Here is a 13,798-nt window from a genome sequence, read left to right as displayed (position 1 = left end):
TTCCGTCACCGGCAGAAGCCGGGCCTTCAAGCGAACTTCTGCCCGATGAAGGGGATGGTTGCCCTTCTGGTTCCAACGCGAACGGTTGGCCGCGACCCGAATGCGGGTTCGCGACGCTCCGCCGTTCGCACAGGGGCTGCGAGGGCGCGAAGGGCCTCACTCCACCGGCCGTTCGATGCCGACGAGGGACGGGCTCTTTGCCAGCGCCAGCTCGCGAGATTGCTCCTGGCCGATACGGCGGAGGCGCGAGCGGGGTTGGAGTTTCTGCACCTCGCCGGTCTCGATCGCCCGCTCGATGGCGGCGAGCACGATCATGTCGAGGACGCCTTCCTCGCCGTCCGGCTCGGGCTCGCGACCGGAGAGGATGCAATCGGAGAAATACGCGGTTTCGCCGCCGAACTGGTCGACCTCCGGCGCCTCGTGGGTGCTGGTCTCGCCGTCCTTTGCGAGTTCGTAGCCGATCTTCGTGCCCTCGCCGAAGCCGAAGGCGGGCGAAGCGGTCATCGCCCCTTCGGTGCCGACGAGATAGAACTGGTCGACGCCTTCGGCCGAATAGGAGAGGGTGAAGCTCGCCTGACGGCCCTCGGTGAACTTGAGGACGACGCTGACGGTATCGTCGCAGCCGAGATCGCGATCGGTCTTCGATGCGAAGGCCATCACTTCGGTCGGCTCGGCCTCGAAGAGATTGCGCACCGCATTGATCGGATAGGTGCCCATGTCCGGCACGGGCCCGGCCCAGTAGCCGCTGGTAGCCCGGTGGTTGGTCGCCCGGACGGTCTGCGAGAAGGTCGAGGTGAAGAAGCGCGGCTTGCCGATCTCGCCCTTGCGCACGGCTTCGACCATGGCGATCGTGCCGGGCTCGCAATGCAGACGATAGGCGATCATCAGCTTGGCGCCGGAGGCCTTGGCCGCGGCCCGGATCGCCTCGGCGTCTTCGAGACTGGCTTCCATCGGCTTTTCGAGGAGCACGTGGATACCGGCCTTCAGCGCCGGCTCGGCAAATTCGCGGTGGCGGAAGTTCGGCGTCGCGACGTAGACGGCGTCCACCGTTCCGCTCTTCAGCATCGCGTCGTATTCGTCGTAGCCATAGACGTCGAGGCCGTAGCGGCGCGCGAGTTCGGCGCCCTTTTCCTTGTCGCCGGTGACGATGGCCGTCATCAGCGAGTTCGAGGTCTGACCGACGCCCGGCATGAAGGCGGCCTGGGAGATCCAGCCGCCGCCGACGACGGCATAGCGGATTTTTCCTTCGAGGCTCGGCATGGCGGCGCTCCTGATGGAATGAAGGGATGATCGGCGGGCGAATTTGCTCCGCGCCGGCCGAAAAACGGGGTGTCGCCCACTCGTCGGGCGATCGGCTCACATGATAAGGCGGGCGGGATCGGCGGAAAGCCGGCAGGCCGAAGAATTCACACAGGCTGGCGAAGTGGGAGAACGACGATGAGCGGACCGAAATTCGAGACCCTGGCGATCCATGCGGGCGCGCAGCCCGACCCGGCGACGGGCGCGCGGGCGACGCCGATCTACCAGACGACCTCCTTCGTCTTCGACGACGTCGACCATGCCGCTTCGCTGTTCGGCCTCCAGCAGTTCGGCAACATCTACACCCGCATCATGAACCCGACCCAGGCGGTGCTGGAGGAGCGCGTCGCGGCGCTCGAAGGCGGCACCGCGGCGCTCGCCGTCGCCTCCGGCCACGCCGCGCAATTGATCGTGTTCCAGGCGCTGATGCAGCCGGGCGACGAATTCGTCGCCTCGCGCAAGCTCTATGGCGGCTCGATCAACCAGTTCGGCCACGCCTTCAAGTCCTTCGACTGGCGGGTGAAGTGGGCCGATCCCTTCGATCCGGCGAGCTTCGAGGCCGAGATCACCGACAAGACCAAGGCGATCTTCATCGAATCGATCGCCAATCCCGGCGGCGTCGTGCTCGACATCGCGGCGATCGCCGAGGTCGCGCGTCGCCACAAGCTGCCGCTGATCGTCGACAACACCATGGCGACGCCGTATCTCTGCAAGCCTTTCGAGCACGGGGCCGACATCGTCGTCCATTCGCTCACGAAATTCTTGGGCGGCCACGGCAACTCGATGGGCGGCGTCATCGTCGACGGCGGCAAGTTCGACTGGTCGGCCGACGACCGCTATCCGATGCTGTCGCAGCCGCGGCCGGAATACAACGGCATCGTCCTGCACGAGACCTTCGGCAATTTCGGTTTCGCCATCGCCTGCCGGGTGCTCGGTCTGCGCGACCTCGGACCTGCGATCTCGCCCTTCAACGCCTTCATGATCCTCACCGGCATCGAGACGCTGCCCCTGCGCATGCAGCGCCATTGCGACAACGCCCTGGCCGTGGCTCAGCACCTCGAGGGCCACGACAAGGTCTCCTGGGTTTCCTATGCCGGCCTGCCGGAGGACCCCGGACATTCGCGGATGCAGACATACTGCCCGAAGGGCGCCGGCGCCGTCTTCACCTTCGGCCTGAAGGGCGGCTTTGATGCCGGCGTCACCTTCGTCGAGGCGCTGGAGCTGTTCTCCCACCTCGCCAATATCGGCGACACGCGCTCGCTGGTGATCCACCCGGCCTCCACCACCCACCGCCAGCTCTCGGACGAGCAGAAGACGGCGGCCGGCGCCGGGCCGGACGTGGTGCGCCTGTCGATCGGCATCGAGGACGTCTCGGACATCATCGCCGACCTCGACCAGGCGCTCGCCAAGGTCTGATCGGCAGGGGATCGGGTGCCCGCCCGGCCCCAACAGCATTCCGCTCGGCTCATTGCTGCCATGCGGGAACGAAAGATCGTGCCGGCCATTTCGGCCCGTCTGCCGGATCGTGCGATCCGGTCTGCGGGATCTCAGCCAGGGGGCCGAACATGACCGACCATCTGATCCGTTTCGCCAAGGACGGCGTCGAGCCGGAAACGGCGACGCCGGCGAAGGAAAAGCTCCGCAGCGGCCGGCCGACCCAGAAGACCTGGAACCTCGAGGACGACGGCAAGGGCCTTTACGCCGGCATATGGGAGTCGACCGCCGGCGAATGGGACGTCGACTACACCGAGTGGGAGTTCTTCCACATTCTCGAGGGCGTGTCGGTTCTCACCGAAGAGGGTGGCGAGCCGGTGAAGCTGACGGCCGGCGACAGCTTCGTCATCCGCCCCGGCTTCAAGGGGCGGTGGAAGGTCGTCGAGCCGACGAAGAAGCATTATGTGGTGAAGATCTGAGCCAAGCGCCGAAGCGCGGGAGGGTTCTGAGAAAGGTGAACGCCCGCACCCTCAGGACGGCGGCTGTCGTGGCCGTCGATCGACCGGCCCGGGGATCACCTCCGGCCTTTCCAATCCATGGAAATGCCAAGAGTCCCGGTATCGAGTCCGGGCCGTCATCTGCACATGGGGACACCGCGCGAACAGCCGCTCCAGCGCGATCCTCAGCTCCAGCCGGGCGAGCGGCGCGCCGATGCAGAAGTGGATGCCGCCGCCGAAGGAGGTGACGGTCTTCGCCGACCGGTCGAGGAAGCGGTCGGGCAGGAAGCGGTCCGGCTCGGCATAGGCGGCGGGATCGCGGTTGGCGGCGGCCAGTAGCAGCGCCACCTTGTCGCCGCGCGCGAGCGTGACGCCGCCGGGGAGTTCCACCGGGGCGAGGGCATAGCGTTCGAAGAGATGGAGAGGCGGGTCGAAGCGCAGCGTCTCCTCGATCGCGGCCTCGGCCGCCGCCTCGCTCGCAAACGGCGATGCGGGCGGAGTTCCCGTGGCGGCGCTCCATGCGAGAATCGCCTTCACCCCGTTGCCGATCTGATGGACGGTCGCCTCGTGGCCCGCATTGAGGAGAAGCACGACGAGCGAGATCAGTTCGTCGCGATCCAGCTTGCCGCCTTCGGTCTCGGCGGCGATCAAGGCCGAGATCAGGTCGTCCGCCGGCTTCTTGCGCTTTTCTTCGACGATCTCCCGCAGGAAGGCGGCGAACTCCTCGGCAGCCCTGTCGGCGGCGCGTTCTACCTCCGCGGTCCGGCCTGGCGTGTACATTCCCACGATGCGATGCGACCAGTCGAGCAGGAGGTGTGAAGCGGAGGCCGGCACGCCGATCAGATCGGCGATGACCCGGACGGGCAGGGGCGAGGCAAAGGCGGCGATGAAGTCGACCGTGTCGCCATCGGCGAAGTCGTCGACCAGCGCGTCTGCGATGGCGGCGATCTGGGGAGCGAGCCGCTCGATCCGGCGGGAGACGAAAGCTTTCGTCAGGAGGGCCCGCAGCCGCGTGTGGGTGGGTGGCTCCAATTCGAGCAGCGAATGGGCTTCCAGGGCATAGAAGGCCCGGAGGTGCTCGGGTTTCTGCGAGAAGTCCGGCCGGCCCTCGGCATCGTTCGGGACGATGCGGCCGAAGCGCCGGTCCTTCAGAATCGACGAGACGAGATCGTGCCGGGCGACGGCATGGCCGCCGAGCCTGTCCCAAAAGGCGATCCCGCCGGTTTCGACGAGCGCCGCATAGGCCGGATAGGGATTTTCGAAGAAGGTCGGATCGCGCGGGTCGAGACAGAGCCGCCCGCCTTCGAGACGAAAGCTGGCGGGAAGGGCGGTCGTCGGGCTCGAAAGTGTCATGCCCCTTGCATCGCGCCATGATCGGCGCGACGCAAGGGGGCGGATCTTCTGCGGCGGTCGTCGTTCGGGGCGGACGAGCCTTTCCGCGACCTCAGCAGGATCCTCCGAGATGGACCTGCCGCCAGCCGCTGCGCTCTTCCTGCACCTTCACGGTGACTTCGCGCGTCCCGTACTCCGGCGGAATGATCCGCGCGACGCGGCGTTCCGGCTCGATCATCACCCATTCGCGCACGGTTTCGTAGCGGGGCGGAACGACGTATCTCTGAACCGATTCCGGGCGCACGAGGACCTTTTCGCGCGAGACGCCGTAGCGGGCCGGGACGACTTCGGTCCACTGGCGGCCGGGCTCGACGACGACAGTGGTCGGCCGGGTGCCGTAGCGCGGTGGCACGACGATCCGGCAATAGACGCGCTTGCCGTCCACGATGCGCCACTCCCAGCGCTCGCCGCCCGGATCGACGACCACCTGCTGGTTCACCGTGCGGTAGACGGGCGGGGTCGAGCGGGCGATGACGCGGGCGGGCTCCAGCACGATCTGCTTTTCGACGAAGCGGTACTCGGCGGGCAGGATGGTATCGGACACGCCGCCGGGCTCGACCAGGACCTCGCGCGTTCCCCAGCCATAGCGCGCCGGGACGACGTCGTAGACGGTCTCGGCGGGGCGAACGACCACGGTTTCGAGCCGTGTCGCATAGGCGGCCGGCTCGACGACCGGCTGGTAGCACGAGACGCTGCGACCGCCGGCGCTGGCCGGGCTGGCCGCGACGGCAAGCGAACTTGCTGCTGTCACGAGCGAGATGAGCAGTCTGCCGGTCATGCCATCGTCCTTCCGCGTCGATCAGGAGTTGCGGTAGGATAATGCAGATGATCCCGAAATGGAGCTTGGTATAGATCGAAGATGTCGCAGTTGGTTAAGCAGTAAATATTGTATCGAATTGCATGGAACGGCGCTGCCGAGAGGCGCCCGACATGAACGGGTCCCAATTCGCAGACCTCGCCCATGACATTGCGGGAGGGAGCGGATCATCACCCTTTTGCCGTCGCGCCCTCAGGCGGGGCGGCGACGGGTCTTTTCGATGCCGAACATCCAGTCGCGCCAGTCCAGCTTGTCCCCGTACCGCTCGAACAGCCTGGAATCCTTGTGTTCGGCGAAGAGGGCGTAGTTCAAGACCGCGACGAAGGTGACGCCGCCGATGGTGTTGCCGAGAAGGACCGGCAGGACGAACTGCGGAAGCAGCGGCAGAAGGTCGACGGAGCTTTCGCGGAAGGCGAGGAAGAACACTTCCACCGACGAGGTGATGACGTGGAAGAAGCCGCCGACGCCGATGAAATACATCAGGAACCAGACGACCATGATGCGGGACACGGTATCCCTGCAGGCATGCACCAGCCAGACCATGGCCGCGACGATCCAGCCGGCGATCACCGCCTTGGAGAAGATCTCGAACCATCCCGCCTCGTGGGCATGCCGGCCCATTTCGATCGCCTTTTCGAGGCGCTCGGGATTGAGGACGTCGAAATAGGCAAGCAGCGCGGCGACCCCGACGGCGCCGACCATGTTGGCGACGAGCACGACCAGCCAGAGACGGGCGAGATTGGCGACGCTGGCGAGCTTGGTCAGGACCAGAACCACCGGCGTCAAAGTATTCTCGGTGAAAAGCTGATAGCGGCCGAGAACGATGATCAGGAACCCGACGGGATAGAGCAGGTTTCCGAGAAGGCCCGGCTCGGCCTCCTGGGCGCTTTCGGTGAAGACCACCCGGGCGAGGAAGGTCAGGCCCAGCGCGCCGCCGGCGCCGAGTCCGCTCCAGAACAGGTAGCGGTTCGAGGCTTCGAGCTCATGGTCGGCGACGGAAAGGACGCGGGCGAAGATCTCCTCGAAGGAGAAGAAGTCGCGTATGGTCTCGCCCTCGTCGGGCGCGTTGTCGAGGGATTCCTCCGGATCCTTGCGGGCCTTTTCGGCTTCGTCCGCGTCTTCGTTCAGATCGTCTTCCCCGGTATTCGCCGCTCGCGCCATCGATGGGTTCCACGCCTGGCGTTCCCGGGTTCATCCGTGATCAACCGCCGACGCCTGGAAAATAGCGTGACAACGATCTGAAAGAAGACGGCAATCGGCCGCGGCGCGAATTTTCGTCGGCCCCCATTTGCCGGGCGTGTTCACGCTGTCTTAACCACGCGCGTGCGAGATCTGGCATCGGAGGCGCCAGATGCAAACGATCCAAAAGCGGAAATCCTTTCTCGGCAAGCTGATCGTGCCGGCGATGGCCACGGCCGTGCTCGCCTATTTCGTCGTCAGCGCCAAGACCGGGCAATATGGCAGCGAGGCGAAGGTCGCGTTCGCGCGGCAACTCGCCTTGCGCAACGCCGCCTATTCCGAGCTTCTGACCAAGCGCGACGCGCTCGAAAGGCGGGTCCGGGCGATGAAGGACGGGACGCTCGAACGGGACATGATCGACGAGAATGCCCGCCGGGCGCTCAACGTCGCCCGCGACGACGAGATCGTCATCCTGCGCTGAGACCGTCCGAAGGCTGGGCACCCCCCTCGCGGTTGACGTGGGTGAAGCGCTGGATCACCCAGGAGCGGAAGAGGGCGATCGCGGGATCCGACATGTCGTCCGGATGGACCGTCAGATAGTAGCCGAAGCCCGATTGCGACGTCGCCGCGTAGGGCGTCACCAGCCGGCCGTCGGCAATTTCCTTGGCGAACATGTCGACGTCGACCAGAATGACGCCGTTGCCGGTGACGGCGAGTTCCACGGTCAGCCGCTCGCTGTCGAGCGCCAGGCCGCGTTCCGGCCCGATCTCCAGATCGAAATGCCGGGCGAAGGCCGCCCACAGGACGCCGAAGGGTTCGCCCTCGAGGCGGGTGTGGAGAAGCTCGTTCGAGCGCAGGAACGTTTCGAGATCCATGCCCTCGCAGCGTTCGGCGATTTCCGGCGCGCAGGCCGGCGTCTGGCTGATCGGCCAGAGCGGGTCGCGCACCGCATCGCCGTAGCGCTGGCGGTCGAAGACGATGGCGATGTCGCAAGGGGCGGCTCGCGGCAGGCCGACGCCATTCGACGAGAACAGGTCGATGGAGACGTCCGGAAAGGCCAGCCGGAATTCCCTCAGGAGCGACATTCCCATGACGTCGAGAAAGGTCGGCGGCATGTGGACGCGCAGCATGCGCTGCGTCCGGCCGGCCCTGTGGCGCAGCGCCTGCATCGTGGACTCCAGCCCGTCGAACGACTTCGAAACCACCGGCAGGAGCGCCGCGCCGGCCGGCGTCAGAACGAGGCCCTGCGGTCGTCGTTCCAGGAGCTTGCAGCCGAGAAGCTCCTCCAGCCGGCTGACATGGCGGCTGAGTGCGCTCTGGGAAATGTGCAGCGAGGCGGCGGCGCCGGTGAAGCTGAGACGCCGCGCCACCGCCTCGAAGGCTCTCAGCGCGTTGAGCGGCAGCCAAAGCCGGGCGGCATCGGAGGGTTCGGCCGGTGCGGCCTTCACCTTCGCTCGGGGTTCGTCGACCGCTGCGGGCGGACGGATCGGCATCTCTTGCCTCAATTCGATGGGACGATGCAAAAACGGTATTTGAAAGCGATTCCAACCGCTGACAAGCTCGTGGCTCAATAAGGAGGCACGATGCTCGACCTGTCCATGATCGCGGCAGTTTTCGCCCAGCGCAAGCCGGGCCACAGTCTGCCACAGGCGCTCTACAACAGCCCCGACGTCTACGAGTTCGATCTTCAGGCGATCTACGGCCAATCGTGGATCCTCGCCGGCTTCACCTGCGAGATCCCGCGGCCGCGCGGCGTGCTGGCGCTGACCATCGGCCGCTCGCCGGTGGTGATCACCCGCGACCGCGACGGAACGCTGAACGCCTTCCACAATTCCTGCCGCCATCGCGGCGCCCAGGTCTGCAGCGACGGCGCCGGCGCCCGCTCGCGCCTGACCTGCCCGTATCATCAATGGGTCTACGGCCTGGACGGCAAGCTGGTCCATGCCAAGGACATGCAGCCGAGCTTCAAGGCCGAGGACCACGGCCTGAAGCCGGTGCATGTCGAGGAGGTCGCGGGCGCGCTGTTCGTTTCGATGGCCGAGACGCCACCGCCCTTCGACCGGTTCCGGGCCGAACTGGAGCCGCTGCTCGCGCCGCACCGGCTGAACGAGGCCAAGCTCGCCCACCAGAACACGCTGGTGGAGAAGGGCAACTGGAAGCTCGTGATGGAGAACGCCCGCGAGTGCTACCACTGCGCCGTCGGCCATCCGGAGCTGTCGCTGACCTTCCCGATCGGCGAGGCCAAGGGCGGCCATTTCGCCAAGGACGACGATCCGAGGCATCAGGCCTTCGACGCCAAGCTGGCGTCGCTCGGCCTGTCCAAGGGACCCCATATCGGGCCGTGGTGGCAGGTCGAGCGCTTCCCGCTCAGGGAAGGGCAGGTGTCGCTGACGATGGACGGCCGGCCGGCGGTCAAGAAGCTGATGATCGACGGTGACGACCCGGACGTCGGCTCGCTGCGCTGGGCGATCGAGCCCCACAGCTTCTGCCATTCGACCTCCGACACGACGGTCTATTTCAGCGCCATGCCGACCGGCCCGCACGAGACGCTCGTGACCTGCAAGTGGCTCGTCCATCAGGACGCCGTCGAGGGCGTCGACTACGACGTCGAGCGGCTGACGGCGCTGTGGAACGTCACCAACCTGCAGGATCGCGACCTGGTCGAGATGAACCAGCGCGGGGTCCATTCGCTCGGGTATACGCCGGGGCCCTACTGCGAAGAGGGGGAATCCTACGTCCAGCGCTTCGTCGACTGGTATTGCGACAAGGCGCAGGACTTCATCGCCGCGCGCACCGGCATCGACCGGCGGCCGATGTCGATCAGTGCGGTTCCGGCTTCTGCGGATGGCGCCCATGTGACGGCTCCGGGTCTGGCGGCGACGCCGGGGCTCGCAATGACGCTGGCCTTCGCCGGGGAGGCCGCCGCGGCCGAACCGTGGCCGGACGCTTCGTGAGCGGCGACGGGCTGCCGGAGCGGCCGGAGGCGAGTCTGCATGAAGGACTGCATCCCGACACGCTCGCGGTCGGCTTCAATTACGATCCGGCCGAGGCCTATGGCGCGGTCAAGCCGCCCATCGTCCTGTCTTCGACCTTCGCCTATCCCTCCGCCGCAGCGGCGAAGGAGGTGCACCGTGCCTATTTCGACGGCCCGGCGCCGGAGCGGGACGCCCCCTTCATCTATGCCCGGCTCGACCATCCGAACCTGAAGCTCCTGCAGTCACGGCTCGCCATCCTCGACGGGGCCGAGGACGCGGCGGCCTTCGCCTCGGGCATGGCGGCGATCTCGGCGACGATGCTCGCCCATCTGAAGCCCGGCGACAGCGTCCTCCACACGACGCCGCTCTATGGCGGGACGCACGGGCTGCTCTACGGGCCGCTGGCGGGGCTCGGCATCAAGGCCGTCGGCATTGCCGACGCACTCAGCCGGCAGAGCGTCTCCGAAACGGCCGAAACGGCGCGGAAGCACGGCCCGATCGGCCTGATCCACATCGAATCGCCGGCCAATCCCACTGCCGGCATCGCCGACATCCGGATGATCGCGGACTTCGCCGGGGAGCTTGCCCGGCGCGAGCACGAGCGGCCGGTGATCTCGGTCGACAACACCTTCCTCGGCTCGCTGCTGCAAAAGCCCCTGGAGCACGGGGCCGACCTCTGCATCACCTCGCTGACCAAATATGCCGGCGGCCATTCGGACCTTCTCGGCGGCTGCCTGACGGGCTCGCTGGAGCAGGTCGGGCCGGTGCGGATGCTGCGCACGCTGCTCGGCACGCATATGGACCCGTTCACGTCCTGGCTGCTCTTGCGCTCGCTCGAGACCTTCCCGCTGCGCAACGCCCGCTCCAACGCCAACGCCGGCGCGATCGCCGCCTTCCTGCGGGACCATCCGAAGGTGACCGGTGTTACCTATCTCGGCTTCCTGGAGGAAGGATCGCCCGCAAAGGCCGTCTACGACCGGCAATGCGCCGGCCCCGGATCGACCTTCTCCTTCAGGATCAAGGGCGGCGAGCGGCAAGCTTTCGCCATGCTCGACCGGCTGAAGGTGTTCCGCATGGCGGTCAGCCTCGGCGGGACGGAAAGCCTGATTTGCCATTCCGCCTCGACCACGCATTATTCCGTTCCGCCGGACATTCGCCGGGAGGTCGGCGTCGACGATTCCTCGCTGCGGATCTCCGTCGGCATCGAACATCCCGACGATCTCATCGCCGATCTCGCTCAGGCCCTGGACGCATTCTGAAATGACCGAACCGACGCTGCCGCCGCCCGATCGCTTCTCGATCGCGGGCAAGTCCATCACCGTCGAAGAGCATGTCGAGATCCTCGTCGTCGGCGCCGGCGAAGCAGGCTGCGCCGCCGCGATCGAGGCGGCGAGGGCGGGCGCTTCGGTGCTGCTGGTCGACGAGAACCCGGTCCCGGCCGGGCTGGTCGGCATGGACGTACCGTTCCATTTCGGCGGTCGCGCGACCAACGCCGTGCAGACGCCCGAGCGGCTGGTCGAGCGGGTGCTGGAATCCAACTCGGCGCTGGCGGAAGCCTTCGACGTCGGCGTCGACGTGCGGCTTTCCACCAGCGTCTGGGGTGCTTGGGTGAAGGCGCCGGGGCTGAACGGTCTTGCGTCCGGCATCGCGGGCCTCGCAGACGAGGAAAAGAGCTGGCTCGTCGGCTTCGACCGGCTGGTTCTGGCCACAGGCGCGCGCGATCTCAACTTCACCTTCGCCGGCTCCGACCGGCCGGGCGTGATGGGGGCGCAAGGCTTCCACACGCTTCTCGCGCGTTACGACGCCTTCGCCGGCCGGCGCATCGTCGTCGTCGGCTCCGGTGACCTGGCGCTGGACACCGCCGCGCTGGCGCTCGATCGCGGGCTCGACGTAGTGGCGCTGATCGAGGTGCGCGACACGCCGCAGGGATCGGTCGAGAAGGTTGCGGCGCTGGCCGCACGCGGGGTCGGGGTCGTCAACGGCCATGTGCCGCTGAGGGCGCATGGCAATGCCGAGGGCATCACGGGCCTCGTCGCTGCCAGATGCTCGGATCCCGAGGATTGCGGCGAGGTCGCCTGCGACACGGTGGTGATGGCGATCGGCAGCGTGCCGGCCATCGAACTTCTCGACGTCCTCGGCGCCAGGCGTACGCTGGCGCCGGAGCGCGGCGGCCACGTGCCGATCGTTTCGGAAGACGGCGCGACGTCGTTGCCGCGCGTTTTCGCCGCCGGCGATTGCTCCGGGCTCGGCGGCGACGCGGCGGCATCGGGCAAGCGGGCAGGGCGGGCGGCGTTGCGCTCCCTCGGCAAGGCCGTCGAAGCGGCAGCAAGCGACACCGAGGCGCATGCCGACGCAGCCGGACTGCCGACCGGGAGCGGCGGCCTCGATTATCACTTCGATTGGGCACGGGCGATGCTCGCCACCGGCGGCGAGGACGTTCTTGCCTGCATCTGCGAAGACGTGACGCGCGGCGACCTCCTCGGCGTCAAGCCGCCCCGCTATCTCGACTGGCGTTCCAATGCCATCGCCCGGAGAGACCTGACGACGCTGGCCGAGGACGGGCCCGTCAACCAGGACCAGATCAAGCGGCTAACCCGGGCCTGCATGGGGCCGTGCCAGGCGCGGCGCTGCCGCGAGCAGGTGGCGGTGATGATGGCGCTCGGGGCCGGCGTGGCGCCCGAGACGGTGCCGCTCGCCGGCTATCGCGCGCCGGTGCGCCCGCTGCCTTTGTCGGTGCTCGCCGACTGGCAGGAAGGGGCCGACATGGACGCCGGCTGGAACGTCTGGTTCGGCATCGCCACCCAGTGGATCGGCTACGAGGACATCGGCACCGAACGCGAGGCCGAGCAGCTTCGCGCCGGCATGCCCTATTGAGGAGACGGCGATGAGCGAAAGAGGCACTTCGGTCGTCATCGCCGGCGGCGGCGTCACCGGGCTTTCCGCCGCCTGGTGGCTGGCGCGCTCCGGCGTTTCCGTCACCGTCGTCGAAAAGGGCATCGTCGGCTTCGAGGCTTCGGGCCGCAACGGCGGCGGCTGCACCCACTATCAGAGCCCGCTCTTCCACGAGGAGCAGCGGCTGTGGCCGCAGATGGACGAGCTTCTCGGCTATCCGACGGAATATCGGCGCGGTCGCCTGATCTTCCAGGTCGATCCGCGCAAGGAGCGCTTTCACGAAGGGCTCGCGCTGCGCCTGCCCAAGGGCTACGACTGGGAGGTTCTCGACCCGAAACAGGTTCGCGAACTGGTGCCGCTGGCCGGCGACAACGTCGTCTCCGGCGTGCGCTTCCATTTCGGCGGCCATGCCAACCCGCAACGGACCTCGCAGGCTTATGCCTGGGCCGCACAGGACCACGGCGCGCGCATCCTCCAGCACACCGTCGTCACCGGCATCACCACGACCGGCGGCAGGGTGACGGCCGTCGAGACCGCGCGAGGGACGATCGGCTGCGACGCGCTGGTGATCGTTGCCGGGCCGCAGACCGGTAAGCTGACGGCGATGCTCGGCATCGACCTGCCGATGGCGGCGGCACGGGCCGAGATGATCGTCACCGAGCCGCTGCCGATGATGCCGATCACCGGTGTCGACGGCAACGGGCTCTATGGCCGCCAGACCCTGCGCGGCAACCTCGCCTATGGCGGCGGGCCGCACGAATGGATGGACGACGTGCCGTTCGACCGCGAGCCGCCGCGTCCTTCCGGCTCGGTCACCCGCAATCTCGCCAGGCGGGTCGCCGAGCTTCTGCCCAAAGCGGCGCATGCAAGGGTGATCCGCTCCTGGGCCGGCGTCATCGAGAATACCCCGGACGGGCGGCCGGTGCTCGAACGGCTGTCCTCGCCGGACAACGTCACGGTGGCGACGATGTCGAGCGTCGGCTTCGGCCTGTCGCCGGCGAGCGGCCATGCGATCCGCGATCTGGTGATGGATGGGGTCTGCAGCTTTGCGGATCTGTCGAAGCTGTCGCTTTCGCGCTTCGATGGCCTTCGCGCGGATTGGCGCGAGCATCTGAACTGGCTGCCGCCGGAGTCGCACCCCGGAAGAGGTGGCGCCATCACCGCATCGTCATCCCGGGCCTGACCCGGGATCCTGTGTGTTTGGCTTGGTGTATGAAGGGTGCGGGAAGGAGACCGACGGGATCCGGATCGCCCTTCGGGAGATCGTGGCATGGCCTGGTCCCTTCCCGCTTCGCTCGTTCAACCTGAACAGT

At 67.2% G+C, this 13,798-nt stretch carries 12 protein-coding genes; 7 read left to right on the top strand and 5 right to left on the bottom strand.

Annotation, left to right across the window (positions count from 1 at the left end):
• Positions 1 to 156: 156 nt before the first annotated feature.
• Positions 157 to 1,260 carry a Gfo/Idh/MocA family protein gene (locus tag LZD57_RS02355; RefSeq protein WP_233717524.1) on the bottom strand — a complete coding sequence of 368 codons (1,104 nt, stop codon included), beginning with the start codon at positions 1,258 to 1,260 and terminating at the stop codon, positions 157 to 159.
• 177 nt (positions 1,261 to 1,437) lie between these two features.
• On the opposite strand from LZD57_RS02355, the gene LZD57_RS02350 reads away from it, so the two are divergent.
• Both LZD57_RS02350 and LZD57_RS02345 read left to right on the top strand, forming a co-directional pair.
• On the top strand, positions 1,438 to 2,715 hold the full coding sequence (locus LZD57_RS02350) for an O-acetylhomoserine aminocarboxypropyltransferase (protein WP_233717523.1): 1,278 nt from the start codon (positions 1,438 to 1,440) through the stop codon (positions 2,713 to 2,715).
• A 149-nt stretch (positions 2,716 to 2,864) separates the two neighbouring features.
• Positions 2,865 to 3,212, top strand: coding sequence for a cupin domain-containing protein (locus tag LZD57_RS02345; protein ID WP_233717522.1), 348 nt, complete (start codon positions 2,865 to 2,867; stop codon positions 3,210 to 3,212).
• 51 nt (positions 3,213 to 3,263) lie between these two features.
• On the opposite strand, the gene LZD57_RS02340 is transcribed toward LZD57_RS02345, so the two are convergent.
• From LZD57_RS02340 to LZD57_RS02330, 3 genes are all read right to left on the bottom strand, one after another.
• Complete coding sequence (locus tag LZD57_RS02340) at positions 3,264 to 4,583, bottom strand: cytochrome P450 (protein ID WP_233717521.1); 1,320 nt, start codon at positions 4,581 to 4,583, stop codon at positions 3,264 to 3,266.
• 91 nt (positions 4,584 to 4,674) lie between these two features.
• Positions 4,675 to 5,400 (bottom strand): hypothetical protein, encoded by a 726-nt coding sequence (locus LZD57_RS02335; protein ID WP_233717520.1) that lies wholly within the window; start codon positions 5,398 to 5,400, stop codon positions 4,675 to 4,677.
• 231 nt (positions 5,401 to 5,631) lie between these two features.
• Complete coding sequence (locus LZD57_RS02330; RefSeq protein WP_233717519.1) at positions 5,632 to 6,600, bottom strand: formate/nitrite transporter family protein; 969 nt, start codon at positions 6,598 to 6,600, stop codon at positions 5,632 to 5,634.
• 190 nt (positions 6,601 to 6,790) lie between these two features.
• On the opposite strand from LZD57_RS02330, the gene LZD57_RS02325 reads away from it, so the two are divergent.
• On the top strand, positions 6,791 to 7,099 hold the full coding sequence (locus LZD57_RS02325) for an FtsB family cell division protein (protein WP_233717518.1): 309 nt from the start codon (positions 6,791 to 6,793) through the stop codon (positions 7,097 to 7,099).
• Here LZD57_RS02325 and LZD57_RS02320 read toward each other — a convergent pair.
• Entirely contained in the window at positions 7,086 to 8,111 is a 1,026-nt protein-coding gene (locus LZD57_RS02320; RefSeq protein ID WP_233717517.1) for a LysR family transcriptional regulator, read from the bottom strand. The two genes, LZD57_RS02325 and LZD57_RS02320, sit on opposite strands and share 14 nt — an antisense overlap.
• A 90-nt stretch (positions 8,112 to 8,201) precedes the next feature.
• Here LZD57_RS02320 and LZD57_RS02315 point away from each other — a divergent pair, with 90 nt between their 5' ends.
• The 4 genes from LZD57_RS02315 to LZD57_RS02300 are packed head-to-tail and all read left to right on the top strand — an operon-like array spanning position 8,202 to position 13,668.
• On the top strand, positions 8,202 to 9,572 hold the full coding sequence (locus LZD57_RS02315) for an aromatic ring-hydroxylating oxygenase subunit alpha (RefSeq protein ID WP_233717516.1): 1,371 nt from the start codon (positions 8,202 to 8,204) through the stop codon (positions 9,570 to 9,572).
• Positions 9,569 to 10,852 (top strand): cystathionine gamma-synthase family protein, encoded by a 1,284-nt coding sequence (locus LZD57_RS02310; protein ID WP_233717515.1) that lies wholly within the window; start codon positions 9,569 to 9,571, stop codon positions 10,850 to 10,852. The genes LZD57_RS02315 and LZD57_RS02310 overlap by 4 nt, the downstream gene beginning before the upstream one ends.
• A gap of 1 nt (position 10,853) precedes the next feature.
• Positions 10,854 to 12,467 carry an FAD-dependent oxidoreductase gene (locus LZD57_RS02305; protein WP_233717514.1) on the top strand — a complete coding sequence of 538 codons (1,614 nt, stop codon included), beginning with the start codon at positions 10,854 to 10,856 and terminating at the stop codon, positions 12,465 to 12,467.
• A gap of 10 nt (positions 12,468 to 12,477) precedes the next feature.
• Positions 12,478 to 13,668 (top strand): NAD(P)/FAD-dependent oxidoreductase, encoded by a 1,191-nt coding sequence (locus LZD57_RS02300; protein WP_233717513.1) that lies wholly within the window; start codon positions 12,478 to 12,480, stop codon positions 13,666 to 13,668.
• Positions 13,669 to 13,798 lie beyond the last annotated feature (130 nt).

This window comes from Jiella avicenniae (assembly GCF_021390325.1).
Classification (GTDB): domain Bacteria; phylum Pseudomonadota; class Alphaproteobacteria; order Rhizobiales; family Rhizobiaceae; genus Jiella; species Jiella avicenniae.
This window is presented reverse-complemented; position numbering and strand designations above follow the sequence as displayed.